We start from the raw sequence: 24,475 nt of genomic DNA on the forward strand, positions 1-24,475 counted from the left end.
TCCGCTATCCTGTCCTGAAACTCGAAGACTTGCCCGAGCTCGCCATCAAATTGCTCGGCCCAATGCTGCTTGGCGGTATCCGCCTCGATCAGCTGAACTGTTACCCTAGGCGGTCGTCCCGACGCTGCAGGCTTCCGGAGAGCACATAACGCACTCCTAACCTTCGCGCTGCGGATCGAGGATCGAGACGTTGTTCGCGAAGTGCGCACGATGCACTTCGTGAAAGCACGGAAATGGTGGTGAACCTCGAGAGTGCAGTGACAATGTCTTCCACCACGCCATCGATGAAATACCGCTCTGTTCCGTCAGCCGAGAGGTTCTCGAACGGCATGACCGCTAGCCACGGCCGCCGTGCTCGATCGCAGGCATCGTAGAGTGGCTACCAGAAAAGCGGTAGCCAACACGCGGTACAGTCTCCATCCATTCCCCACCCGATGGCGAGGGCCCTAGAGCTTTGCGAAGCGCTGCGATCTGAAGGGAAAGATTGGCCTCGCCGACCGTGAGCTGCGACCACACGCGTTGAAGCAAGATGTCCTTCGAAACAACAGCTCCATCGGCTTCCACCAGAGCGACCAGAAGCTCGACACCCCTTCTTCCGACCCGCACATGCACGCCTGCGCGCGCCACCGTGCCAACGACGGGATCGACAGTCCCGAGACTGGTTTCCTTGTCGGCGGAAGGGCGCTCCCGTCCCCATGCTGAACAGTCTGCGGCTGGAGTCGGCCGCAACTCTCGAGTTGGCAGACGGTCAGCGCGAAACGAATTCGCCGAAGAACCGAAACCGTTCCTTGTCAGTCCAGCCCGATCCACAGGCATCCGTCCTGTATTCGGCAGGGGTATACGGTCAGCCTGGTGGGATTTTTCGAGATGTCACCTGTGTGTTCATAGCCCGGCGCAGTACCATCCTGCTGCAACTGCGCCCAGTTCCTGATTTCGCCCGAAAAAAGGTCGAAACAGCTTTGATGCCAACGGCAGACGAGGCCGTGATCACTGGTGATCGTGCTCTCCGTGTGTGGAAGATTGAGCGTCTTCACCTCGGCAGGTTTTCGACGTTCGTAGAACGGCAGGTGAAGATGCGGGCAGGCGTTGTTGAAGGCGCAGTAGCTGTCGGTTCCGCGAACGACGACGATATCGTAATCCTCGAAATCTAGAATCCGTCGTTCGTGGGGCTGAAGCTCATCCTCGGGAAATGCGCGGACCCACCTCCTGCCGGCATGACGGATGGTTTCGCGGGGTTGCCTGGCGTTCAGTTCAGCGTCACATTCGGGCTTGAGCCTGATGACTTCGAACAGGCTCGTACGTTCGCAGGAACCCCTTAGGCGTACCCTGACAAAATCGCCGACCTCCACCTTGTCGGCGATCTGGCCGTGAAGCGCTTCGGAAATCAGCAGTCGTGTCCCGGCATCCTTGTTCGCGGCTTCGATCCGGCTGGCCAGGTTCACGACATTCCCGACTGCCGTGAGGCGTTGGTTTCCGCCGAAGCCCAATGTGCCGATGACGGCTTCGCCATAATGGAGACCGATACGAATATCGAAATCGATGCCGTACATGGAGGCAAAGAACGGCTTCAGGCGATCGACCGTGGCAACGGTCTGAATCGCCGCGTTGACGGCTCGAAGCGGAGCGTCCCGCTGATCGTCGATTCCGAAGATTGCCATCAGCCCGTCGCCGATGAAATTGTCGATGAAACCGCCATTCCGCTCTATGATGTCGCCAACCTGGGCGAAGTAGCGATTGAGCAGATACATCACATCATAGGGCGAAAGCTGCTCGGACAGTTTCGTGAAATCGGCGACATCGCTGAAGAAAACCGCAACCTGTTTCGACTCGCCGGAACGCGTCTCGGCAGAACTGAGAAGCTGGCTGGTTATTATCAAGTCGGTCTCATCCAGCACAAGGCGTCGGACGCGAAGCTCGCCCTCCGGCTTGAGCTGACAGGCCAGCCGGACCTCATCCGCCAGCCTCAGTCGTTCCGCCATCAAGCTCTCGTCTCGATTCCGGTTCGGGCAACCCTCCACGCCGTCCAGAACCCAGACGCGGCAGGTCGAGCATTTCACCCGGCCGCCGCAGGCATGGGCAAACGGCACACCCGACCTCAAAGCAGCCTCGAGCAACGTCTCGCCGGCGGCAACCTCGAAGTTCATCTGGTCAGGTAGAGCGGTTACTTTGATCATGGTCCAGAACACGGCTCGCGCCACGTCAGTTTAGCACGATACGGCGCAGGCAATCGACTCTGAACTCGGTTCACGAGACGTAATTGCTCCCGGCCGTTCCCAGCAACGAGCTCAGCATTAATAACCCCAGGGTTGCTGTTGCTGCTTCGTGGAGGCGGCGTCCAGCGTCCAGCATGTCCACAATTCCACACTTTTCATCGTTTCGACCTCGCTTCGCCGCCGCCGCAACCCCGCCGGCGGCGCAGGCTGGGCAGGACCGCAAGGAAGCCGCAAATGCCGACCGTCTATTTCTGCGCAGCAGCTGCAGTTTCGCCCGGCAGCAAGATCCGCATCATGAAGCTCGACACCTTTTCGCCTGGCCCGAACGGACCGGGAACCTTGTTCTTCAGTGGCGGAAGGCTCTTGAGGTAGGCCGCGATAGCAGCAGCATCCGAATCCGACAGATGCGAAAACTGCCGCCAAGGCATGGCTGGGGCGGGAACCCTCCCGTCCAGCCGTCGTCCGGTCCGGATGGCGATCTGCTCGCTGGTCCAGTTCCCGAGACTGGTTTCCTTGTCGGGCGTAAGATTGGGCCCATAGAACACACCGAGACCCGTGATTTCGAACCCACGAGCCACCCAGATAGCGGGTCGTATCCGGCTCGCCTAGGAAATAGCAAGGGGTGTGGCAGTCAAAGCAGCCGCCCAGCGCGACGAGATATTTGCCGCGACCGCCCTCCGCCTCTCGGCCTACACCGTGCAAGAGAAGCATTTTGGTTCGATCTTCTTGTACCTCATCTGGGAATGCAGCCCCGACCAGCACAGATCAGCAGTTAGTGCGGGTCACGCACCCGTTTCATCCTCCTTTTGGACGGCAACTTCCCTGCGTCGGCGAGCGAGCTAACTCGCAGGGCAAACGTTTGCTGTTGCAGACCGACGATGGCGCCACATGGTCGGTTCCCCCTCAATGGACGGATCTTGTGAGCCTTGACCGGGAACTTGTCGTGAGCAACGGGCGGGCGCTCTTGCTAGTTTCGAACTTGATGGAACTAGCCAGTCTGGTGGAACGCCTTTGTGGCAGCTCGGCCGCGCGATCGCAGATAATATGTAATGGTAATTACGCCGCTGATATAAATGAGATTGCGCCGCAAGAGAATTCAAATGATCGATAAGACACGCCATTTCCGCTGTTTGATGCTCATCTATCATGAGTTCGTCCTTGAAGTTAGCAAGATTTGCGGTATAAACATGCTTACGTTAACATCCGACTTCACACCCGGAGCCCACGATGCCTGCAAAGTCCGGCAGCAAGCGATCAAAGACGGATGCCCTCATCGAGGAGGGCACCTTCAATCCAAACTCCGAGAAGGTGCGAGACCCGAAGTTCCGCGGCAGCGAGTTCTTCGATCCGCACGACGCCGTCCAGGTCAAATACGAGATGCTGCGGCGCGTCTCCATCGACAACGTCTCGGTGACGGATGCTTCCGACGAGTATGGTGTCTCCAGGCCAACTTACTACCAGGCCAAGGCAAACTTCGATACGACGGGGATTGCCGGACTGGTGCCCGCAAAGCCGGGTCCCCGCGGTCCCCACAAGGTCGACGACGAAGTCCTGGCATTTCTGCAGGCGCGGCTGGTCCCGGGCGAACCTGTTCGTGCGCGCGAACTCGCCAAGCTGGTCCGCAACGAACTCGATATTGCACTTCATCCCAGGACGATCGAGCGGGTATTAAAAAAAACTGCCAGGTGAACATTGCCGCGACGTCGGCATGTTCGACCCTGTCGTCGACCATTGCGGCCCAGTACGAGGTGCTGCGCAGAGCAGCTCTCGGCGAAGCTCTGCCGCTCAAGGCACGTAGCGGCCTCATGCTTTTTCAGCGCGGCGGCATGTGGGGATGGGCCCGGGCGCTTCCTGCAGCGGCAAGCCCTCATCAAGAGCAGATTTACCCGTCATCGGCCATCCGACCGGCGCACGGCGAACACAGCGCCGTCGTTCATGTCCTGGCGACCATCGCCATGAGCATCCACCACCAGCGGAGAGCACCATGAATGTACACCTCAAAGTCCAGTCTCATCACCTTGAACGCAGCGCTTACCTCTACATCCGCCAATCTTCGATGCGGCAAGTCGTCGACAATACCGAGAGCGCCAGGCGGCAATACGCGCTTCGCGGGCGGCTATCGCCCTTGGTTGGCGTGAGGAACAGATTATCGTCATCGACAACGATCAGGGTGAATCCGGCGCATCGGCGGTCTGGCGCGAGGGATTTCAGCGGCTGGTCAGCGATGTCGGCATGGGACATGCCGGGATCGTAATGGGTCTGGAGGTCTCCCGTCTGGCGCGCAACAATGCTGACTGGCAGCGGCTGCTCGAGATCTGCGCTCTGGCCGACACCCTGATCCTCGATGAAGACGTCGTCTACGATCCGGCGGGTTTCAACGACCGGCTCCTGCTTGGTCTCAAAGGAACAATGAGTGAGGCCGAACTGCATGTGATCAAGGCGCGGCTGCGCGGCGGCATCCTCAACAAGGCGAGGCGCGGCGAGTTCCGTTGCCCCCTGCCAACCGGGCTGATCTATGACCATTCCGGCAATGTGGTACTTGATCCAGACACGCAAGTCAGAGAGACGATCGTCCATTTCTTCGAGACGTTCTCGCGTCGGATCCGCCTCCCAGACCGTCAAGGCCTTTCGTCAGGAAGGTATTCTGTTTCCATCACGCCGGCACAACAGCCAGACGGTTTTCCGGCCACTGACCCCCTCGACGGCGATGCGTGTGCTGCACAATCCACGTTACGCCGGAGCCTATGCCTATGGCCGTCGCCGCTATCGACGCACCATTGATGGCAAGAAGATTGTGCGTGAACAAGATGATGGCGATTGGACGGCATGTATTCCAGGTGCCCATCCCGGCTACATCAGTTGGGAGCAGCATCAGGAGAATCTGAGGATTATGAAGTCGAACATCTCCCATAAATGGAACGCGGGAGCCGCATCACCGCCGCAGATCCTCGGCTTTGGCGAGGATGATCCGCGCGATCACGAATGGCCCTGATTTTACCCCGTTCAGATACTGCGGATCATTCCGCCGTCGATGCGCAGACTGGTGCCGGTGATGTAGCCCGCCCGGTCGCTGGCGAGGAACGCCACCGCATCAGCAAATTCTTCCGGCTTGCCGTAACGTCCAATCGGGATCGCCGCGCGCGAGGCCTCAGCAATGGCTTCAGGCGTCTTGCCAGCGCGAGCAGCGGCGGCGGCATCGAGTTGGTCGACGCGGGACGTGTGGATACGACCGGGAATGACGGAATTGACCGTTACACCATCTGCCGCGACCTCAGCAGCAAGCGTCTTTCCCCAGCCGACGATCGAGAGGCGAAGCGTGTTGGAAATGCCCAGATTGGGAATCGGCTGCACGATGCCCGAGGAAACGACGTTGACGATGCGACCCCATTTGCGCGCGCGCATGGCCGGGAGCAGCGCAGCCGTGATTCGGAACGGCGCATTCAGCATCACCTCGAACTGCTGGCGCCAGACGTCGGCGGTGACTGTTGCAACCGCTCCGGGCGGCGGCCCGCCGCCATTGTTGACGAGAATGTCGATCTGCCTTCCGCCGAGACGCGCCAAAAAGCTCTCGATCGAGGCCTCGTCCGAAAGGTCGACGATCTCGACCGATACGGCCCGGCCCGACGCCGTCCGAACTTCGGCAGCGGCTGCTTGGAGCCGTTCGGCTGAGCGTCCGGCAAGAATGACGGATGCGCCTTCTGTGGCAAGCGTCGTGGCCATCGCAAGGCCGAGACCCTGGCTTGCGCCGAGCACCAGCGCCTGACGCCCTTTCAAATTGAGATCCATGCTATAAATCCTTTTGCTTCCAGGATTGGGAGGAACGGGAACTCGCGGCGGCGAGAAAGGCCATGAGCAACGGGTGTGGCTGGGCGTTACTGGAAGCAAGCTCTGGATGCCCTTGCACGCCGACGTAGAATGGATGATCGACATCTTCGATCGCGTCGACGATGGCACCATTCAGCCCTGTGGCGACTACCCGAAGCCCGGCTCGGCGGAGGGGCGGCAAGAGCTCCGGAGCGAGGCGGAAGCGGTGATTATATCGAACGAGCAGGGTGGACGGCAGCGCCGCCGCAAGCCGCGACTTCGGCAGGACCCGCGTGACCTCCTCGCCTGTGCGGTGCTCGGGCATTGGAGCGCCTCTTCCATCTCGATGTCCGGCCATGACAATGAATGTCTTGATCTCGGCTGACGGGTCGGCCTCTGCCAGATTGGCCTTTCCTCGGCCGAAAGCACGCCATGCCAAGGCGGTCGCCATGGTCTGCATGCCAAGACACAGGCCGACCGTCGGCAGGCCTGTCGCGAGACATGCCGAGGCAGCCTCGATCTGACCGGGCACGTTGGCCATCTCCGAACCACCTGGCAGAAGAATGCCGTCGAGTCCTTCAAGCGCCCGCTCGACCGTCGTCTCGTTGAGCGTTTTCGGGTCGATGAAGCGAATATCCAGTGCGATAGCAAGCGCATCGGCAGCGTCCGCCAGCGATGCGAGGGTAGCCGGATAGATATTCCGGTGATCGCTTTCTGCCCCGACCAGACCGATCTTCAGCCGCGCATCCGGCTTGATCGCTGCTCGGCGTTCGAGCGCGATCCGCCCGAATTTGTCTTGGATAGCGAGCTCCGCGGATGCATCAGCGCGGTTACGGAAAGCCATGCCGTCGAAATCGATTTCGATTACCTCGATCTCCCCATCGGCCGCTGCCGCCGCGCGAAGGAGTTCTTCCCGTGCCTGCGGATCGTCGGGGAATGCCGGGTGCATCGGAACGACAATCTCCGACTCAAGGCTCGCTGCCACGATCTCTGCGGTCGTGGACGCAGCCTCCGCCGGCCGGCCGCTCAGGCGCTCGTACCAGATCAGTCCGCTCGGGCCAAGACCGCCGCGAGCAAGCACGTGCTGGACGGCATCGGCATGTCGCTGCGTATCGAACCGGGCGGACAAATGCATCATGCGGGCCTGCCGGCTTACGGCAATGACAGCGGCCGCCGCTCCGTAAAGTGCGGGAACATCCGTCTCGTGAGCGACCAGAACCAATGTCATTCCGCACTCCTTTAGCGCAATCAGGCTTACGATTACCCCTATCAAAGTCCACCGCGCCCGGACCGGAGGATGGACTTCAATCACCGATCTCATCCCGCGATGATGATCGAATATAAAAAATTGCATTATCTGTATCCATTTGTACAATAACTGCATCTTCAACACAAGGGAACTGACGATGGAATCTCTGCTCGCTCCGCGTATGCGGCTGATCGGCGCCTCACCTACTGCCGAAATTTCCGACAAGGTCCGGGCACTCCTCGCCGCAGGGCACAAGGTTATCAATCTCGGCGAGGGTGAGCTTGACTTCGCGACACCGGATGCTGTCTGCAAGGCCGGCATCGCCGCGATCCGGGATGGCGAAACGAAATATACCGCTGTCGCCGGCACGGCCGAACTGAAGGCCGCGATCTGCCGTAAATTCCTACGAGAAAACGGAATTTCATATGAACCGCAGGAAATCATTGCCGGCGCCGGCGCAAAGCAGCTCATCTTCAACGCGTTTATGGCAACCCTTTCCGATGGCGACGAAGTCATCATTCCGGCCCCCTATTGGGTCTCCTACCCCGACATGATCCGCCTTGCCGGCGGCGTTCCCGTCGTCGTTCAGTGCGAGGCATCCACCGGCTGGAAGCTCACACCCATGGCCTTGCGTGCGGCAATCACCAAAAGGACGAAATGGATTGTTCTAAATTCACCAAATAATCCAACTGGGGCTGTCTACAACGCCGATGAAATGAAAGCGCTCCTTTCCATCGTTGCCGATCTTCCAACGGTGCTCGTCATGGCCGATGACATCTATGAGCACATCCGCTTCGGTGGCGATTTCGCCACGCCGGCAGCCATTGTGCCGGGGCTCAAGTCCAGGACACTCACAATCAACGGCCTGTCGAAGGGCTACTCCATGACAGGTTGGCGCATCGGCTTCGCGGGTGGTCCCGCCTGGTTGATTGATGCCATGCAGGTCCTACAATCCCAGAGCACCTCGAACGCCAGCTCCATCAGCCAGAAGGCGGCGATTGCAGCGCTCGACGGCGGCCTCGATTTTATGCAGCCCTGGCTCGACACCCTTGCCGAACGCTGCGACGTCGTGCTCACCATGCTTGCAGGCACCAACGGGCTGAACGCCGACCGGCCGGAAGGTGCTTTCTATGTCTTTGCCGATTGCATCGGACTGATCGGCTGTGAACGGCCCGACGGGCGGCCCATCGCCAGCGATCTCGATTTCGCGGCCTATCTGCTCGAGGAAGCGCATGTCGGAGTCGTGCACGGCTCGGCTTTCGGTACGCCCGGCTATATCCGGATCGCTTACGCGGTCGATACCGACACGTTGCGCACGGCTTGCGCGCGGATCGCGGCAGCCTGCGGTAAACTCGGCCGCCACCGCGCAGCCTGATGCTGCAATCCGGAAAGAAAGCCCGGCAAATCAGGATGCCGGGCTATTCCATCTTTGACGGTCCGCTTTGCCGTTCAGACCGCCAGCGTGACCTCTGAACGCTTCTCCTTGGCGAGCGCAGCCAGAACCGCAGAGACTTCCGCGCGCGTCGCGTCGTCGATGTCGCGCAACGGCAGTCGAACCGAGCCGCCATCGAAACCGCGAAGGTTCATGGCCGCCTTGGTCGTCTGCGGCTGGCCATGCTTGCGGGCGAGCGCGCGCAGCGGATACCAGAGCTGATGCAGTTCGCGCGCTGTCCTGGCATCACCTGCCTCCAGCGCTCGGTAGGTGGCAAGGATCAGCTCCGGCAGGGCGCAGCTGTTCGTGGAGCTGATACCGTCGAATCCTGCCATCATCGGGCCCAGGAAAGCGAGGTCGGAAGCGCAGAAGAGGCGCAGGCGACCGCCGAGGCGATTGGCGATCTGGTCGATGGCCGTCGGGTTAAGATCGCCCTGTTTTACGCCGGCGATGTTTTCGAGATCAGCGATCTGCTCCAGAAGCGAGGGAGACAGCGTAATGCCAATGCCCGGCGCGTTGTAGATGAGGATGCCGGTCTTCGAAAGCGGCGCCATGTCGCGGAAAAAGGCGGCGATCTGACCATCCGTCACTTCAGAGACGTAGGGCGGCGTCACCATCGGCAGACCGCCGAGATCGCCCGCGAGCTGTGTGAGCTCCTTCACGACCCGGACGTCGGAATGGGCGCTGCACAGCATGACTGGAACGCGATCCCCGACCACATCCATAACGTGGCGGAAGAGATCGGCGCGCTCTTCCGTCGACATCGCCGGAAATTCGCCATAGGTGCCGCCGATCAGGACGCCGTCGAAGCCGAGGTCGATGACACGCTCGACGCTGCGCGCAATGCCGGCCTTGTCTATTTCGCCAACCTTTGAGAACGGCGTGACCGTGATGTTGAAGATGCCCTTCAGCCGAGCGCGGGTTTCGGTGATATTCTTCATTGAATTCTGTCCTGATCTGTTTGTGTCAAACTTCGAGAAGCGCCCGGCCGATATTGCCGAGCGCGCGGTAACCGGTCTCGGTCACGACGATGGTTTCGCTGACACCGACGGTGAACTGGCCGTAGATGCGCAGCGCCGGCGGCAGGTGAAACGTCATGCCGGCTTGAAGCTCGGTCTTGACGCCGGTATTGAGGCTGAGGATCGCGCCTTCGCCCCAATCAGGTGCGAAAGAGATACCGACGCTGTAGCCAAGCCGCTTGCGGAAGTTGTCGGTATAGCCGGCCGCGTCGATCACCTTCTGGCAGGCGATGTGCGGCACTTCGCAGGGCACTCCCGGGCGGATTGCGTCCAGCGCCGCCTGAAGCGCTTCCTGGCAGACCTTCATCATATCGGCCGCCTCTTTCGGCGGCTTTCCGATCCAGGCCGAACGCATCAGTGCCGCGTGATAACGATCATGGCATGCGGCCATTTCGAGGAAGGCGGGTTCGCCCGCTTCAAGCCTGCGCCGACGCCAGGTGCCATGGGGCACGCCGGTGCGTCGGCCGACGGAAACGAGCGGCTCCATGCCAAGATATTCCGAACCGGCGCTGATTGCGGCACCCATCATTGCGGAAACGAGATCGTTCTCGCTGGCGCCGATCTTGACGGCTGAGAGCCCCGCCCCCATGCCTGCATCGACATAGGAGGCGGCCTTTTCGAGTTTTTCGATCTCGAGCGGCGACTTTACCGCGCGCGCCTTCTCGACAAGGCCGGCGCCGTCGTGAATCGTGCCGAGACGTGCGAGAAGGGTCTCATAGACCGCGATCGGCAGGAACCAGCCGCGCTTGTCGATCGCGACGCGCTTGCCGGCCAGGCCGCGCTTTTCGACGAGCGCGACGAGGAAGGCAACCGGATCGTCGGCGTCCTGATAGACCTCGGCATCGGGAATGAAGGTGTTGACGACGAAGTTGAAATATTCGAGCTGTCGGATGACGAACACCGGATCGCCTTCGACAGGCAGGACAAGCGCCTGGAAGGTGTAGTAACCGGGCGTCTGCTGACCCGTAAGATAGAAGATGTTCTCCGGCCCGGTCACGATGAGCGCGTCGATGCCGGCCGCCACGAGATTTTCGCGCGCGCGCACCTGGCGGCGCTCATACTCTTTCCGCGGAAAGGCCGATTCCTGTCCCTGGATAACGCCTGAGGTCGTCATGTCAAAACTCCCTGATGAGACGCGCTCTCGACGCGTCGAATGTCATGCCGAGGCCTGTCGCCCGGGTTCCGTGAAGTCTGCCGTTCGCGTAAGTGAGGCCTGACGCAGGATCGTCTGCCAGTCCGTCGGCGCCGTAGAGCTCCGCAAAGCGCGGTGCGGTCGCCACGGCCAGATGCAGGGCCGACGCGGTGGCGATGCCGCCTTCGTTCATCTGGCCGATCATGAAGGGAATGCCCGCCGCTTGCAGCTGTTGGGCTGCGCGCAGTACTGGCGTGATGCCGCCAAGCTTGACCAGCTTCAGATGCGCCCAGAGCCTGCCGCCCGCCGCAACGATCCTGTCGACATCGGCTTTGCTGGAAACGCTTTCATCCAACATCAGCGGTATCGGGCTTTGGGCGCCCAGATGGTTCAACACATCCCAGTCGCCGGGCGCGATCGGCTGCTCGACATAGGCCAGGTCGAAGCGGGCGAGTTCATCAAGCTTTTCCAGCGCATCGCCAGCCTGCCACGCGCCGTTGGCATCGACAGCGAGTTTGACATGGCAGCCGAAACGGCTACGCAAGGCTGCGAGCCTTTCACAATCCTCCTCGAACCCGGCGGCGCCGACGCGTACCTTCAGATCACGAAAACCCCTGTCCACATAGGCCTGCGCCTGTTCCAGAAAGTGATCCTTCGCGGAGATGAAAAGCGTCTGATTCGTGGCATATGCGATCGGCCGCAGGGTGTTGGCGCCAATCCGGCCGGCAACGGTGATACCCGCCGTTCTCGCGAACAGATCGTGCAGGGCGCAATCGAGCAGCATGCGCACCGGCGCCAGCTCCCCGGCGAAGGCTTCGCTGTCGGCGAGCAGTTCCTCCGCGGATCTCGACCAGTCGAGCCGCTCGCAAAGGCCGATTGCCGCCGCCTCGACCACGTCCGCCGCCAGACCGTTCAGATAGCTGATGTTGATACGCACCTCGCCGAGGCCGGCAAAGCTATCCGCCTTTAGGCAAAGATGCAGCGTATCCAGCCCCGCCACGGGGCCGGATGAGGCGGTGTGAAGCATCAGACCGCCGCCATAGTGCAGCATCGAACGGTAGAGAGAGGCCCGCATCCCTTTCAATCCTCAGGCAGTCAGCATCGACTTCGCGACGTCGCGATAAATGAGACTCGAGGTGACGAACTCGGCTTCCGGCACGAATTCGTCGGACTTGTGGGCCACGGAGAGGTCGCCCGGCCCGATGACGGTGCCCTCCGCACCAATCGTGCGGAAATGGACGAGGTCGCAACCGCCTTGGAAACCATAGGGTCCGGGGCTTGTGACGCCGTAAGCCCGGCACGCGGCAAGGCTTGCCTGCACGATCGGTCGGTCGACCGCCGTTTCCGTCGCTCCGCCGGTGGTCGCCTTGTAGTCGATGATTTCGGCGCGCAGGCCGAAACGTTCTTTCGCAGCCGCCAGAAGTGCCTCGATTTCCTGCCTGACTGCTTCCTCGTCCTCACCAGGAACCATGCGCCGGTCGAGCATCAGGTCGCAGCCTCCCGGCAGCACGTTGTCCGCATGGCCGCCGGAAATGCGGGTCACCGTCAAACTCGCCTGCCCGACCAGCGGATGGCTGCGGGTGCACACGACGGTTTGATGATGCTGCTCGATCAGGCCGAGAAGCTGGCCCGCGCGATAGATCGCGTTCTCACCCAGATGGGGCGTTCCGGAGTGGGCGGACACGCCATGAACGCGGACGACGGGGCGCAGGCTGCCCTTGTGAGCGGCGAAGGTCGTGTTCGACGTCGGCTCTCCGACCACGGCGAAGTCGATCTTCGGCTTGCTGGAGGCATAAAACTTTGCGCCCTCCGATGCGATCTCCTCATCGCCGACGAACACGCCGAGCAGGGTTCCGGACCACGAGGCGCGGTCGGCGGCCAGCACGCGCAACGCCTCCATCATAGCGATCAGCGGTCCCTTGCAGTCGCAAGCGCCGCGACCGAAGAGCTTACCTTCGGCTTCACGTAGGACAAAGGGATCGCTGCTCCAGCCCTCGCCGGCCGGAACTGTGTCCATATGGGTGTTGAAGGCGAAGACCGGGCCGGGCCCGTTCACTAGCTTCGCCTCGACATTGAAACGGCCGGGCTTGTATTCGGTCAGCACCGTCTCGAAGCCCGCGGTGCGGGCAAGTTCGGCGACGTAGGCTGCCGCCTCGGTCTCGCGGCCCGGAGGGTTTTCCGTCCGAATGGCAATAATTTCGGCGAGTTCGCGCTTCATCCGCGCGCTGTCAGGGGTCTGGGACATGGGTGTTTTCCGGATCAATGCAGAATCTGGTCGAGGAAGCGCCGGGCGCGCTCGTTGACGGTGCCGCCGAAGAATTCCTCGCTGCTGGCGGTTTCGATGATCTCGCCGGCCTCCATGAAGACGATCTTGTCGGCAGCGCGTCTGGCGAAGCCCATTTCATGAGTGACAACGATACTGGTCATGCCTTCGGCGCTGAGATCGGCCATGACGTCCAAAACCTCACGGATCATTTCAGGGTCGAGCGCGGAGGTCGGTTCGTCATAGAGCATCAGCTTGGGCTTCATGGCGAGCGCTCTTGCAATCGCCACACGCTGCTGCTGTCCGCCGGAGAGTTCGTCAGGAAAGAAATCCGCCTTGTCCGGGATGTGCACCTTCTTCAGGAGTTCCACGGCGAGATCATGGGCCTCGTACCGGCTGAGGCCACTCACCTTCATCGGCGCCAGCATAATATTCTCGGCAGCCGACAGGTGCTGGAACAGCTCGAAGTTCTGGAACACCATGCCGATGTCGCGCCGGATGAGCGGGGCATTCTTCATGTTGTGCGTGATGTCTCGCCCGTCGAAGAAGATGTCACCGCCGTCAGCCGGTTCCAAGAGGTTGACGCAGCGCAACAGCGTCGACTTGCCGGACCCGGAAGGGCCGATGATGACGACGGTTTCCTGGCGCCGGACGTTGAGGCTGCACCTCTTCAGGATGCGGTTGTTCCCGAAGCTCTTGTCGATGCCCACGATTTCAAGAAAGGGAGTTTCGGTTTTCACTGTCTTCTCCTTCACCGGACATCGGCCTTCTGGGTGATCAGACTAAGCTTCTCCAGAAGCGGCAATTTGCGGCCAACCTTGTCGCGGCCGCGCTTCGGATCGAGCGAACGCTCGAGGAAGAACTGGAAGGCCATAAAGATGGTCGTCAACGCGAGGTAATAGATGCCGGCGGCAGTGAGCGCTTCGAAGTAGCGGAAATCCGCGCTCGCGGTCTGGTTGGCGACGAGCAACAACTCTTCGACGGCGACGACCGAGACAAGTGCGCTGGTCTTCAGCATGCCGATCATCTGGTTGCCGATCGGCGGCAGAACGATGCGGGCAGCCTGCGGAATGACGATGTAGCGCATGACGGCGGCACGCGTCATGCCGAGCGCAAGCCCTGCCGTGCGCTGGCCCTTCTTGACTGCTTGCATGCCGGAGCGAAGAATTTCGGCCATATAGGCACCTTCGTTCAGCGAGAGAGCAATGACGGCGCTCAGGAAAGCCGAAAGACGGATGCCAAACGTCGGCAGCACGTTGTAGATGAAGATGATCTGGAAAAGCACGGGCGTACCGCGGAAGATCCAGAGATAGAAAAGGGTCACAGCCTGCAGGGGACCGACCTTGGACTCCTGCATGAGTGCGATGACGAGACCGACGACGACCCCGAAAATGAGAGACGTCACGGTAATCAGGAGGGTGAGCATCGCCCCGTTGAAAAATGAGGGTGATTTCAGGTAGTCGAAGACCAGTTCAAGCGACATCCCACTCTCCTGCTGCCTAACCGAAATTGGATCAGTTGAAGATCGAAACCGTTGCCGGAAGCTGCCACTTCTCGATCAGCTTCTTGTAGGTGCCGTCAGCCACAATTTCGGCGAGCGCTGACTTGATGGCATCCTGCATCGCCGTATCGCCCTTGCGCGTGGCCATACCGATGCTGGTATTGGATTCGAATTCCTCACCCACGGCCTCGTAGACACCCGGAACCTTCGTGTTCAGCGCAACCGCACCCGGGGTCGAGTCGAAGACCGCGTCGGCGCGGCTCTGGCGCAGCGTCAGGGCGGAATCCTGCGCCGTCGGGAAGGTCAGAACAGAAACGCCGGGCAACCCCTTTTCCGTGCAACGCTTGTCATCGGCCCGTGCCTGGCTTTCCTGGATACCGCCGAGCGTCACGGCGATCGTCTTACCGCACAGCGTGTCATCACGGCCGGTGATGCCCTTCGGATTGCCGGCCTGGACGATGACACGATTGCCGATTTTCAGGTAGGAGATGAAATCGACCTGCTTGGCGCGGTCCGGATTAATGTACATGGCTGAGTTGATGATATCGATGCGGCCGCCGATGAGGGCCGGAATCAATCCCTTGAATTCCATGTTCATCGGCACCGGTTTGGCGCCCAGTTTCGCGGTCAGTGCGTCGATCAGGTCGATATCGAAGCCGGTAAGCTTGCCATCCGCCTGAAATTCAAAGGGCGAGAAGGTCGCCGCGACGCCGTAGGTAATCGAACCGCTTTCGACCAAACCCTGCTTGGGAAGCTCTGCTGCGACAGCAGACACACCCACACCAATCTGCAGAGCAAGAACAGCAACAAGACGTTTCAACATGAGGGTTCCCCTTTTTTGAGAGCATGATTGCACTTTCTGACACAAAACATACAATCCGTTTAAAAAGGAAGTCAAGCAAAAATGCACAAATTCGGTCATGATCGCTTTCTGCCTAAAATATAGGCTACGTGCCATTGAAAACCGCATAAGTTATTGAAATATGGCAAGGTGCCTATTGGTTCGCGCATAAGCGGTGCGGCGCGATAAATTCCCCGCAAACAGGAAAACTCAGGCGCAGATCGGCAGCACGCCTTGCTCAGACCCATTAAATTATTGTATGGATGCGGTGAAATTGTACGAGATTGACTGAAACCCATGACCACCTCGCCGAGCCAGAGCCGATATCGTCTCGCAAACCGAATCCTCGATTTCGTCCGCGAGGCCCGCTTTCAGCCGGGCCACCATCTGCGCGAGCAGCAGCTTGGCGAACTGCTTGGCGTGTCGCGCACGCCTGTCCGGGCCGCCCTCACTCTACTCGCGGCAAAGGACATCGTGGAATCGCGCAAGAACCAGGGCTTTTTCCTGAAGGCCCGTCCGGAGGAACTGCACTTCCACGATGTCGAAGTGCCGGCAACGGCGGATCAGGGTCTTTATTCACGCATCGTCGAGGATCGGCTTTCAGGCAAACTCCCCGAAACCTTCACCCAGACCGAAATCGTCCGCCGCTACGACGTGGACAGAACGCTTCTGCAAAAAACGCTGACGCAACTCGTCAACGACGGGCTACTTGCGCGTAACAGTGGCCGTGGCTGGAAGTTCCAACCCACCCTCGATTCCCGGATCGCCTTGCGAAACAGCTACGATTTCCGGCGCACGATCGAGCCTGCGGGCATTTTATTGGATACGTTCCGCATCGACACCGCCGCACTGGAGAAATCCCGCCTGCAGCACCTCTATCTTGAATCGCATTCAAACATTGGCTCGGTAAATTCGCAGCAATTGTTCGAAACGGACGCCCAGTTCCACGAGATGATCGCCCAATTCAGCGGCAATATCTTCTTTCTGCAGGCAATCCAGCAGCAGAACAGGTTGCGTAGGCTTATGGAATTCGGCGGCTATGCCAATCGCCGGCGCGTCAAAGACTGGTGCCGCGAGCACATGAAGATACTCGATGCCATTTCATCGGGCGACAGGCCGGCGGCAGCCAATTTGATGAGTCAGCACTTGCAAGCTGCTCTGGGAGCAGCGCGAGTCTACAAAAAGGGCTGAACGGATTTATTGAGCAACTCCAAGGCACGGCTGAACTTCCAAACCTGCGCCTATCCGCAGGCCCTTCCACCTTCATGTAATCGGCAGTCTGAAGAGCGCTTGCACAGGAGTCGGAGCATTGCATCAATTTCCTCCATGCATCCGTCGGGACGGCGCAGGGATGTAAACCCTCGCAGATCACGCAGGCAGCTCTGGAAATCCAACTGAGCGAGCGGCTCATATCTGGGCCCGTCAACGCTGCCTGTCGCGCCCGCATCGTCGCTCGCTGTCTCGTGCGGGAGAGATTGACCATCAGCAGCTCCGCGTCCCGCGCGATAGGCGAGAAGGCGGTTGCCGGCCACCAGATCGGTGGCATCAAAGTCAGTCGCCTCGCCGGGCTAATGTCGTTGAAACCGCCGCCTGGAGTGCAATGTGTGCTGCACAGAGAGGGACGACTAACCTTACAGAAGACATCATCTATGGCAGCAGTCTCGGTTTCGGCGCCGACGATTCATTTTGAAGCGCACGGTTCAAACGGTCCTTTCCTGTTCCTGCTGCATGGCTGGTTCTGCACCCATACCTTCTGGCGCTTTCAGATAGCGCAATTGGCCAGTCGGTTCCGGGTCGTAACACTTGACTACAAAGGTCATGGCCAGTCGGAACCCGCCGTAGAGGCGTCACGCCTCACGATCGGCAGGTTCGCGGACAAGGTCATTGCTGTAGCGGATATGCTGCAGAGGGGGAGAACCCTGAGTTTCGTCAGGTCTGACTGCGCAAAGCCTCTCCCTCTTTCGCGATGGCGTAGCTGACCCTCCCATTGAAGCAATGATTTCATTCATCGAGGAGCATCCTTCGGTATTCGATCATCAGGGCGCGGCGCATAGGCGGCATAGTTGGACCGCAATCCGAGATCGACTATCTGCACACCATACCGGGCACGATGAGATCAGATGCCCATGCCTGCTCCTCTCCTTTTATTCATTCTCGACCCAATCCATCAAATGCCGGACCGAACACCTAGTGCGCGAAGACGCTATCGAAATCTTTGAAACCCTTGACTTCGATCGGGTTGCCACTGGGGTCGAAAAAGAACATCGTGCGCTGCTCGCCGGGCTCGCCCTCAAAGCGAACCACCGGCGGAATGTCGAAGGCGATACCGCCGTCTTCAAGGCGCTTAGCCAGTGCGAACCAATCGTCGAGCGGCAGGACGATGCCGAGATGCGGCATCATTACCATGTGGTCGCCAACCTTGCCCGTGCGGGTTATCCTAAAAGGCTCGCCGAGATGCAGCGATATCTGGTGTCCAAAAAAATCGAAATCGACCCAAGTGTCGGTCGAACGACCTTCGCGGCAGCCAAGGATCTCACCATAAAAACCACGGGCCTCGTCGAGGTCGGTGACGTGATAGGCGAGGTGAAAAAGCGATCGCATCGTAACTCCTTGTTTGATACTGGTCTTGAGCTGAAATGGTTCTGTCCGTCGTTCAGCGAATTGTCAGGTCGCGGGGCAGACTCGAGAGAGGTTTGGCTCCCTCCTCGGTGACGATCACGGTCTCGGAGGCGCCGACTGTCCAGACCCCGTAGCTGCGCAGTGTCGCCGGCAAATGGAAGACCATGCCCGGTTCGATGGTCGTCCGCACGTCTGTATAAAGGCTTAGCAGGCCGCCCTCCCCCCAGTCAGGGGCGAATGCAACGCCCATGGAATAGCCGATGCGCTTGCGGAACGCGGATGTATAGCCCGCCGCATCGATGATCTTTTGCGCGGCCCGATGCGGCTCTGCACAGGATACGCCTGGTCGAATCGCGAGAAGAGCCGCATCAAGCGCACGCAGGGCGCAATCCATCATCCGGCGTGCTTCTGCCGGCGGCTCGCCGATCCAGACCGTTCGCATCAGCGCGGCATGATAGCGCGCGTGGCTGCCGGCGAGTTCCAGAAAAACCGCGTCACCGGGATCGAGCCGCCGACGCCGCCACGTCATGTGCGGTAATCCGCTTCGAGGCCCCGAGGAGACGAGCGGTTCCATCGCCATGGCCTCGGAGCCGGCGATCGTTGCGGCGGCAAGCATGGCGGCGGCAACGGCATTTTCATCCGCGCTCGCGCGACAGGCCGCGATCCCGGCGACAAGACCTGCCTCCGCATAGCGTGCTGCCGCGCGTATTGCATCCAGTTCGGCCTCCGACTTGACCATTCTGAGCGGGGGCAGGATCGCCGAGCCGTCCGGCAAGGCGTCCGCGCCGAACATCGCGGCGATACGAACGGCGAGGATGGGAGACACAAACCAGCCGCCGAGTTCCATCGCGAAATGGCCAATCCCGCGCCGCTTTAAGAGCGCTGCCAATGCCTCGGCTGGGTCCGCACCGTCTTGATAAGCGACGATTTCCTCAAGCCAGGTATTGGCGACCGCCCCCGGAAGCTCGAGCTGCCGAACCAGAAGCACAGGTGCCCCCTCCACCGGCATGATCAGAATCTGGAAAGCAAAATAGCCGGCGGTCTGCCGGCCTGTCAGCCAGTAGATGTTTTCGGGGCCAGTTACGACAAGGGCCTCATGGCCAGCCGCGCGGATGGCAGTGCGGGCGCGCTCCTGTCTGTTGGCGAATTCCCCCGCGCCAAAGGTGGCCTCCCGACCGCGCAATTGTTGGAATTCCATCATGGAAATGTTCTCGATTCTCGAATTACGGACGGGCGAGCCAGCGCAAGAAGCGGGCACGCACGCTGTCGAAATGAGCCTCCATCGCGGCACGCGCCCGAGCCGGATCGCGGGCTTCTATGGCGCCGATCACCGCAAGATGTTCGCGTGCCTGCTCGTCGAACCGGTCATGCGTGCGCGTTATCGTGCACCGCCTGGCAATGCTGCGCATTTCCTCCAGCATGGCGGAAAGCAGCGTCAGCCCGGCGGCCTCGGCGACGGCGAGATGAAAGCGGTCGTCATCGGCCCAGAAGCAATCGAAGGCGACATCCCCGCCCTCGGCATAGGCCTGCATGGTCTTGCGGGATGCTTCGAGTGGTGGGGTCATGGACCGTTCGGCCGCGCGCGCCGCCGCGGCGCCCTCGAGCAGCCTGCGCAGTTGTACGATCTCCAGCAATTGCTCCACGGTCACTGGCCGCACCATAAGCGAGCCGTTGGCGAGCCGTGCGATGACCCCCTCCTTCTCCAGGCGGGAGATCGCCGCGCGCAACGGCGTGCGCGAAATACCGGATTTGCCGGCAAGCGAGCGCTCCGTCAGAACGTCCCCGGCGCCGAAGGCGCCTTCAAGAATGCGCTGTTTGACTTCCCGGTAAGCCTGTTGCGCCAATGTCTCCCGCTCGCTCATGGTCGTGCCTGCCGGTCGGCCCATGTGGCGTGAAGCGTGCGGACAGCGTCCGCGAGATCGGCGGCATCCATTCCCTCTTTTGGATTGTGGCTGCCATCCCAATTGCGCAGGAACACCATAGCCGCGTCCCAACCTGCCTGTGCGAAAGCGGCGGCATCGTGCCCGCCGCCGGACAGCATCCGCCGTGGTGAGAAGCCGATGCGTTCCGCCGCCGCGGCAATCTGCGTGCCGAGAGCGGACGAAAGCATGGACGGCTGGCTGCGCGATTGCGGCCCAAGGTTGAAGCTGACACCCCGCGCTTCCTCTATGCCGGCGGTCTCAGCCTTCAGGAGGCGATCCATGCGGTCGATGACGGCGGGATCTTCGCTACGCAGGTCAAGACAGAAATCGACCCTGCCCGGTACCTTCGCAAAGGCATGCTCGGCGGTCGCCGCATCCACCCTGCCGAACGTAACGGCGAGATCATGCCCTTCGGCAAGGATCGCCGCCCAGTTCCGGTCAAGTGCGGTCACGAGATCGGCAAGTGCGAAAACCGCATCGGAACGTGTTTCGCGCGGAGCCCCTCCGGAATGCGCCCAGACGCCATCGATGCGCGCGTCCCGGTAGCGCAGGCCGCCGCGCACGCCAGTGACGATGGCAAAGGGTTCTCCTGCCGTATCCAGCACCGGCCCCTGTTCGATATGCATCTCGACGAAGCGGGCGGGTGCAAGGCCCGGTCCCAACAGCACCGCGTCGGGATCGCCGCCCTCCTCGCGCATATGATCAGCCAGGGTGCGGCCGCTATCCACACGCCTGGCCCGCATGTCCAGTTCCGAAAGCCGGCCGAGAGCAGCACGCGAACCGATATAGGAAACCGGGAACCAGACGCTTTCCTCCGCCCGGGTCACCGTAACCACGAGGTCGACCGGAGGCGTCTCGCCGCTTTTGACGAAGGCGGCGGCAAGCGCGATCGCGCCGGCGACTCCCGCCGCACCGTCATAGGCGCCTCCCATGGGTACGGTATCGACATGCGAGCCGACATGGAGTGCGGGAGCGCTCCGCTCGCGCCCCGGAAGGCGCGCGAAGAGATTGAGTCCCGCATCGCGCGTTACCGTGAGGCCAAGCGCTTCTGCTTCCTCGGCCACGACCGCGTGGGCCCGGCTTTCGAGCGCGCTGTAGGACGGTCGGGTGTAGCCCGGGCCTGGCGCGGAAATTGCGTTAATGCGGGTGAGCAACCGATCGATTGTATCCCTGATGGTCTCGGTCATGCGAAATTCCGTGCCGGTTCGTTGAGCGCCGTCGCCGGCCTTTCGGCGGAAAGCGCAGTCAGAACGTTTCGCGCGCATCCGACCGCTACACGGCGCAACGCCTCGGCGGTGGTTCCGCCAAGATGGGGCGTGAAGATCACCCGTCCCGATGCCGAAAGCGGTCCAACGGGGGCGTCATGGGAATAGACGTCGAGTCCTACCGCACCGATGCGGCCTGAGGCAACGGCATCGGCGAGTGCCGCCTCATCGACGAGCCCTGCTCTTGCGGTGTTGATGAGGATGGCGCCCTGCTTGACCTGCGACAGCGCCTCGGCGCCCATCAGACTGCGCGTTTCCGGACGAAGCGGCGTATGCAACGAAATGAGATCAGCCCGAGCAAGCCCGGCCGCAAGCGAGGTGACGCGCTCAAAACCGCCGGTGTCCGCGACCCGGGGCGAATAAACAAGAACCGTCATGTCGAGTGCGGCACGCAGCATGTGGCCAAGACCCGAGCCGATGGCACCCCAGCCAACGATAAGGGCGGTCTTGCCGGAAAGCTCCGCAAAGGTCTCAGCCTCGCGAAAGCCGCGCATGCCGGAGCGTTCGCTGCGGTCGGCGGCCGGGATGCGGCGCGCGGCGGCCAGTGCCAGGCCGAGGGCAAGTTCACAGACCGATCGGGCATTGGCACCCGGTGTGTTGCAGACCAGCACGCCTCGGGCGGTGGCAGCCTCTTTGTCAACGGCATCATGCCCCGCGCCATGTACGACGACGACACGCAGGACATCGGCCGCATGAATAGCAGCCGCCGAAAGGCCCGCATCCCGCGTGATAACGGCGACACAGCCGGCGATCAGACGGGCAACGGTTTCCATGTCGGGCGATGGACAAAGTACCAGTTCCACGCCCGCCTCGCGCAGCATGGCGAGGCCATCTGCGTGAACCGGCTGAACGATAAGACATTTCATGGATCTGCTCTTTCCGGAGAATGTTGAAGACGATCGAGTATGGCGTCGCGCGCGTTGGCGATGTGGGCTGCCATCAGCTGGCCCGCTTTTTCGCCATCGCCGGCGCGCAAGGCCGCAAGAATTTCGAGATGTTCCTCACAACCTTTGAGAAAGCGGTCGGGAACCTGTGTGTGATCGAACATGCAGGTTCGCAGGCGCAAGTCGCCGACCGTGCGCACCAGCATCGCGTTTCCGGTGGAGGCCGCCAGCATGCGATGAAAATCGTCATCGATCTGGCGGTGCTCGTCACCCTCGCCCGGGCCTGTCTGCATCAATGTGCGAATGCGTGTCTCCAAGGCTTCCAGCAGGGACGCGGCAACCGTGATGGCGGAGCGGGCACCATAAACCTCCACAGTTTGGCGCAGGAAGAAGATTTCCTCCACCTCGTCCGCAGACAGCCGCCGCACGCGCAGGAATCGTCCTTCCTGCATGGCAAGCCCCTCCGCCTCGATCCGCTTGATCGCTTCGCGGACTGGCGTGCGCGACATTTCCAGAGCCTCGCCCAGCTTTGCTTCCTGCAAGGCATCGCCCGGACCCAACGTGCCGGACAGGATCATTTCGATGATCCTCGCATAGGCTTGTTTGGTGAGCGGCTGATTCATGGCCCCACCTCGCGCACGAAATCGTCGGCCACCGTCTTCGGAGTCAGGCTGCTGATGACGTCTTGCAGGGCTTGCCGTTCGGCAATCAGCAGCTCTTCCGCCTCGGCCTGCGAAACGCGGATGAAGCGGATCGCCCTGCCGTTCGGCATCTGGGCGAGCCGTGGCAGATCGACAGAGGCCACCGTTGCTATCTTCGGATAGCCGCCGGTCGTCTGGCGTTCAGCCATCAGCACGATGGGGCGGCCGGAACCGGGCACCTGGATCGAGCCGAGAGGCGTGCCGTCGGAAACGATATCGTTGCCACGGAACGCGCGGATCGCCGGCCCATCGAGCATTTGCGCCATGCGATCGCGGGTTGCGGTGACGATGAACGGTTCTCCGGTGAAAGCCTTCCAGGCATCGGCGTCGAAGTAGTCGTCTTGCGGTCCCGGCACGACCTGAATCGGCCTGTTCGAGCGCCGCCACGGCTGGCGCAACGACAAAGAGGGACCGGACGCCGTGAGGCCGAGGGGCAGTTGATCTCCCGGCTGCAGCCGGCGCCCCTTGAACCCGCCGATCCCGGTTCTCAGATGCGTTGCGCGTGCTCCTAGAACCGGCGGCGTCTCGATGCCGCCGGAGATTGCCAGATAGCCCCAGACAGCGCCCTGCAGACCGCCGACCGTCAGCGTGGAACCGGGAACGAACACGTGGCTCTCCCATGGCGGAACGGCGACGCCGTCGATCCGGATGTCGACCGCCCCGCCGGTGATCGCAATGCGCACCGGCGCCGTAACCTCAAAGGCGCCTCCGAAGCCGGCGAACTCGAGCGCCGCCGCCCCTTGCGCATTCCCGACCACCGCGTTGGCGATCATAAAGGACGGCGAATCCATTGGACCGGAGCCGGAAACACCCGCATGGAGCAAGCCCTTGCGGCCAAGATCCTGAACCGTCGTGATCGGCCCGGCCTCCCTAACATGCAAGCTCGTCATGCCGCCTCGGGCTCCACAACCGTTTCGCCGGCCGCTGCCGCCGCATCGAGCCGCGTGGCCTCCGACTCGCTGACCGGCTGGAAGCGCACGCGATCGCCGGCCTTGAGCAGGAACGCCTCCTTGCGATCCGGTTGGAACAAGCGCAGAGGCGTTCGGCCAATGAAGCGCCAGCCGCTCGGGCCGGCAACGGAATTGATGTTCGCCTGCTTGCCGCCGATGCCGATTGCACCGGCCTCGATGCGCTGGCGTGGCGCGGCAAGACGCGGCGTATGAAGCGCCTCCGGCAGGCCGCCGAGGTAAGCAAAGCCTGGCGCAAAACCGATCATGTGGACGCGGTATTCGGCCCCCGAATGTATTTCAATCAGTTCTGCCGGGGTCATACCCTTCATGGCAGCCAGTTCATCGAGATCGAGTCCGACGGGGCCGCCATAAAAGACCGGGACGCGAAAGAACCGGCGAGCTACCTCACCGACCGCAAGTCCGTTAAGCCGCTTTCTGAGTTCGAGCCCCAGCGCCTGCCCGCGCACAACGGCGGGATCGTAGATGACCATCAGCGATCGGTAGGTGGGCACCGATTCTTCGAAACCAGCCGGCGGGCGGGCTGCCAGATCGGCGGCCAGCGCAATGATACGGGCATTGACCGCCTCATCGATGCGATCCGAAAGCTCCACCGAAAGCGCCCGGTCGCCGCAAGCCAGTATGCGCGGAGCCATATCTATCATCACGTCCATGTCCTTCGG

26 protein-coding genes and 2 pseudogenes are annotated in these 24,475 nt (G+C 61.3%); 8 read left to right on the top strand and 20 right to left on the bottom strand.

Annotated elements, in window-relative coordinates; genetic code table 11:
* Window positions 1-336 precede the first annotated feature (336 nt).
* The 3 genes and pseudogenes from ACZ9DP_RS12420 to ACZ9DP_RS12430 all read right to left on the bottom strand — a co-directional run bounded on the left by ACZ9DP_RS12420 (window position 337) and on the right by ACZ9DP_RS12430 (window position 2,924).
* Complete coding sequence (locus tag ACZ9DP_RS12420; protein ID WP_476201962.1) at window positions 337-729, bottom strand: winged helix-turn-helix domain-containing protein; 393 nt, start codon at window positions 727-729, stop codon at window positions 337-339.
* 62 nt (window positions 730-791) lie between these two features.
* Complete coding sequence (locus ACZ9DP_RS12425; protein WP_476201963.1) at window positions 792-2,174, bottom strand: adenylate/guanylate cyclase domain-containing protein; 1,383 nt, start codon at window positions 2,172-2,174, stop codon at window positions 792-794.
* A 284-nt stretch (window positions 2,175-2,458) separates the two neighbouring features.
* Window positions 2,459-2,924, bottom strand: a pseudogene (locus tag ACZ9DP_RS12430) (c-type cytochrome).
* Window positions 2,925-2,988: 64 nt separating this feature from the next.
* Between ACZ9DP_RS12430 and ACZ9DP_RS12435 the strand changes: the two are divergent.
* The 5 genes and pseudogenes from ACZ9DP_RS12435 (at window position 2,989) to ACZ9DP_RS12455 (ending at window position 5,205) form a co-directional block, all read left to right on the top strand.
* Window positions 2,989-3,324, top strand: a complete 336-nt coding sequence (locus ACZ9DP_RS12435; protein ID WP_476202278.1) for a DUF5372 family protein — start codon at window positions 2,989-2,991, stop codon at window positions 3,322-3,324.
* 116 nt (window positions 3,325-3,440) lie between these two features.
* The gene (locus ACZ9DP_RS12440; RefSeq protein WP_476201964.1) at window positions 3,441-3,902 is read left to right on the top strand and encodes a helix-turn-helix domain-containing protein; all 462 of its coding nucleotides are present in this window, start codon (window positions 3,441-3,443) and stop codon (window positions 3,900-3,902) included.
* Entirely contained in the window at window positions 3,899-4,201 is a 303-nt protein-coding gene (locus ACZ9DP_RS12445; protein WP_476201965.1) for a hypothetical protein, read from the top strand. The genes ACZ9DP_RS12440 and ACZ9DP_RS12445 overlap by 4 nt, the downstream gene beginning before the upstream one ends.
* A 166-nt stretch (window positions 4,202-4,367) precedes the next feature.
* A pseudogene (locus tag ACZ9DP_RS12450) lies at window positions 4,368-4,637 on the top strand (recombinase family protein); the annotation flags it as partial.
* Between the two features lie 106 nt (window positions 4,638-4,743).
* Window positions 4,744-5,205 carry a recombinase family protein gene (locus ACZ9DP_RS12455; RefSeq protein ID WP_476202279.1) on the top strand — a complete coding sequence of 154 codons (462 nt, stop codon included), beginning with the start codon at window positions 4,744-4,746 and terminating at the stop codon, window positions 5,203-5,205.
* 11 nt (window positions 5,206-5,216) lie between these two features.
* Here ACZ9DP_RS12455 and ACZ9DP_RS12460 read toward each other — a convergent pair whose 3' ends face one another.
* Complete coding sequence (locus ACZ9DP_RS12460) at window positions 5,217-5,999, bottom strand: SDR family oxidoreductase (RefSeq protein WP_476201967.1); 783 nt, start codon at window positions 5,997-5,999, stop codon at window positions 5,217-5,219.
* 1 nt (window position 6,000) lies between these two features.
* Window positions 6,001-7,245 carry a glutamine amidotransferase-related protein gene (locus ACZ9DP_RS12465; RefSeq protein WP_476201968.1) on the bottom strand — a complete coding sequence of 415 codons (1,245 nt, stop codon included), beginning with the start codon at window positions 7,243-7,245 and terminating at the stop codon, window positions 6,001-6,003.
* A 178-nt stretch (window positions 7,246-7,423) separates the two neighbouring features.
* Between ACZ9DP_RS12465 and ACZ9DP_RS12470 the strand changes: the two genes are divergently transcribed.
* A complete protein-coding gene (locus ACZ9DP_RS12470) occupies window positions 7,424-8,641 on the top strand; it encodes a pyridoxal phosphate-dependent aminotransferase (RefSeq protein ID WP_476201969.1) in 1,218 nt (405 codons plus the stop codon).
* A 74-nt stretch (window positions 8,642-8,715) separates the two neighbouring features.
* Here ACZ9DP_RS12470 and ACZ9DP_RS12475 read toward each other — a convergent pair whose 3' ends face one another.
* The 7 genes from ACZ9DP_RS12475 to ACZ9DP_RS12505 are packed head-to-tail and all read right to left on the bottom strand — an operon-like array spanning window position 8,716 to window position 15,436.
* Window positions 8,716-9,639 (bottom strand): dihydrodipicolinate synthase family protein, encoded by a 924-nt coding sequence (locus ACZ9DP_RS12475; protein ID WP_476201970.1) that lies wholly within the window; start codon window positions 9,637-9,639, stop codon window positions 8,716-8,718.
* 25 nt (window positions 9,640-9,664) lie between these two features.
* On the bottom strand, window positions 9,665-10,831 hold the full coding sequence (locus ACZ9DP_RS12480) for a M24 family metallopeptidase (RefSeq protein ID WP_476201971.1): 1,167 nt from the start codon (window positions 10,829-10,831) through the stop codon (window positions 9,665-9,667).
* A gap of 1 nt (window position 10,832) precedes the next feature.
* A complete protein-coding gene (locus tag ACZ9DP_RS12485) occupies window positions 10,833-11,924 on the bottom strand; it encodes a mandelate racemase/muconate lactonizing enzyme family protein (RefSeq protein ID WP_476201972.1) in 1,092 nt (363 codons plus the stop codon).
* Between the two features lie 12 nt (window positions 11,925-11,936).
* Window positions 11,937-13,094, bottom strand: a complete 1,158-nt coding sequence (locus tag ACZ9DP_RS12490; protein WP_476201974.1) for a M20 family metallopeptidase — start codon at window positions 13,092-13,094, stop codon at window positions 11,937-11,939.
* A gap of 14 nt (window positions 13,095-13,108) precedes the next feature.
* Window positions 13,109-13,852 (bottom strand): amino acid ABC transporter ATP-binding protein, encoded by a 744-nt coding sequence (locus tag ACZ9DP_RS12495; RefSeq protein WP_476201975.1) that lies wholly within the window; start codon window positions 13,850-13,852, stop codon window positions 13,109-13,111.
* 11 nt (window positions 13,853-13,863) lie between these two features.
* The gene (locus ACZ9DP_RS12500) at window positions 13,864-14,595 is read right to left on the bottom strand and encodes an amino acid ABC transporter permease (protein ID WP_476201976.1); all 732 of its coding nucleotides are present in this window, start codon (window positions 14,593-14,595) and stop codon (window positions 13,864-13,866) included.
* 31 nt (window positions 14,596-14,626) lie between these two features.
* On the bottom strand, window positions 14,627-15,436 hold the full coding sequence (locus tag ACZ9DP_RS12505; RefSeq protein WP_476201977.1) for an ABC transporter substrate-binding protein: 810 nt from the start codon (window positions 15,434-15,436) through the stop codon (window positions 14,627-14,629).
* A 315-nt stretch (window positions 15,437-15,751) separates the two neighbouring features.
* Between ACZ9DP_RS12505 and ACZ9DP_RS12510 the strand changes: the two genes are divergently transcribed.
* Entirely contained in the window at window positions 15,752-16,645 is an 894-nt protein-coding gene (locus ACZ9DP_RS12510) for a GntR family transcriptional regulator (protein WP_476201978.1), read from the top strand.
* 458 nt (window positions 16,646-17,103) lie between these two features.
* Entirely contained in the window at window positions 17,104-17,433 is a 330-nt protein-coding gene (locus ACZ9DP_RS12515; RefSeq protein ID WP_476202280.1) for an alpha/beta fold hydrolase, read from the top strand.
* Between the two features lie 208 nt (window positions 17,434-17,641).
* Here ACZ9DP_RS12515 and ACZ9DP_RS12520 read toward each other — a convergent pair whose 3' ends face one another.
* The 8 genes from ACZ9DP_RS12520 to pxpB are packed head-to-tail and all read right to left on the bottom strand — an operon-like array spanning window position 17,642 to window position 24,457.
* Window positions 17,642-18,055: a VOC family protein gene (locus ACZ9DP_RS12520; protein WP_476201980.1), complete on the bottom strand. Its 414-nt coding sequence runs from the start codon at window positions 18,053-18,055 to the stop codon at window positions 17,642-17,644.
* Between the two features lie 52 nt (window positions 18,056-18,107).
* Window positions 18,108-19,274, bottom strand: coding sequence for a M24 family metallopeptidase (locus ACZ9DP_RS12525; protein WP_476201981.1), 1,167 nt, complete (start codon window positions 19,272-19,274; stop codon window positions 18,108-18,110).
* A 22-nt stretch (window positions 19,275-19,296) separates the two neighbouring features.
* A complete protein-coding gene (locus ACZ9DP_RS12530; RefSeq protein ID WP_476201983.1) occupies window positions 19,297-19,935 on the bottom strand; it encodes a GntR family transcriptional regulator in 639 nt (212 codons plus the stop codon).
* Complete coding sequence (locus tag ACZ9DP_RS12535) at window positions 19,932-21,182, bottom strand: hydantoinase/carbamoylase family amidase (protein WP_476201984.1); 1,251 nt, start codon at window positions 21,180-21,182, stop codon at window positions 19,932-19,934. The genes ACZ9DP_RS12530 and ACZ9DP_RS12535 overlap by 4 nt, the downstream gene beginning before the upstream one ends.
* Entirely contained in the window at window positions 21,179-22,126 is a 948-nt protein-coding gene (locus ACZ9DP_RS12540) for an NAD(P)-dependent oxidoreductase (RefSeq protein ID WP_476201986.1), read from the bottom strand. Before ACZ9DP_RS12540 ends, ACZ9DP_RS12535 begins: the two co-directional genes overlap by 4 nt.
* Window positions 22,123-22,767 (bottom strand): GntR family transcriptional regulator, encoded by a 645-nt coding sequence (locus tag ACZ9DP_RS12545; RefSeq protein ID WP_476201988.1) that lies wholly within the window; start codon window positions 22,765-22,767, stop codon window positions 22,123-22,125. Before ACZ9DP_RS12545 ends, ACZ9DP_RS12540 begins: the two co-directional genes overlap by 4 nt.
* The gene (locus tag ACZ9DP_RS12550) at window positions 22,764-23,735 is read right to left on the bottom strand and encodes a 5-oxoprolinase subunit C family protein (RefSeq protein WP_476201990.1); all 972 of its coding nucleotides are present in this window, start codon (window positions 23,733-23,735) and stop codon (window positions 22,764-22,766) included. The genes ACZ9DP_RS12545 and ACZ9DP_RS12550 overlap by 4 nt, the downstream gene beginning before the upstream one ends.
* The gene (pxpB, locus tag ACZ9DP_RS12555) at window positions 23,732-24,457 is read right to left on the bottom strand and encodes a 5-oxoprolinase subunit PxpB (protein WP_476202281.1); all 726 of its coding nucleotides are present in this window, start codon (window positions 24,455-24,457) and stop codon (window positions 23,732-23,734) included. Before pxpB ends, ACZ9DP_RS12550 begins: the two co-directional genes overlap by 4 nt.
* Between the last annotated feature and the right edge of the window lie 18 nt (window positions 24,458-24,475).

This window comes from Rhizobium sp. USDA 4016 (genome assembly GCF_056279705.1).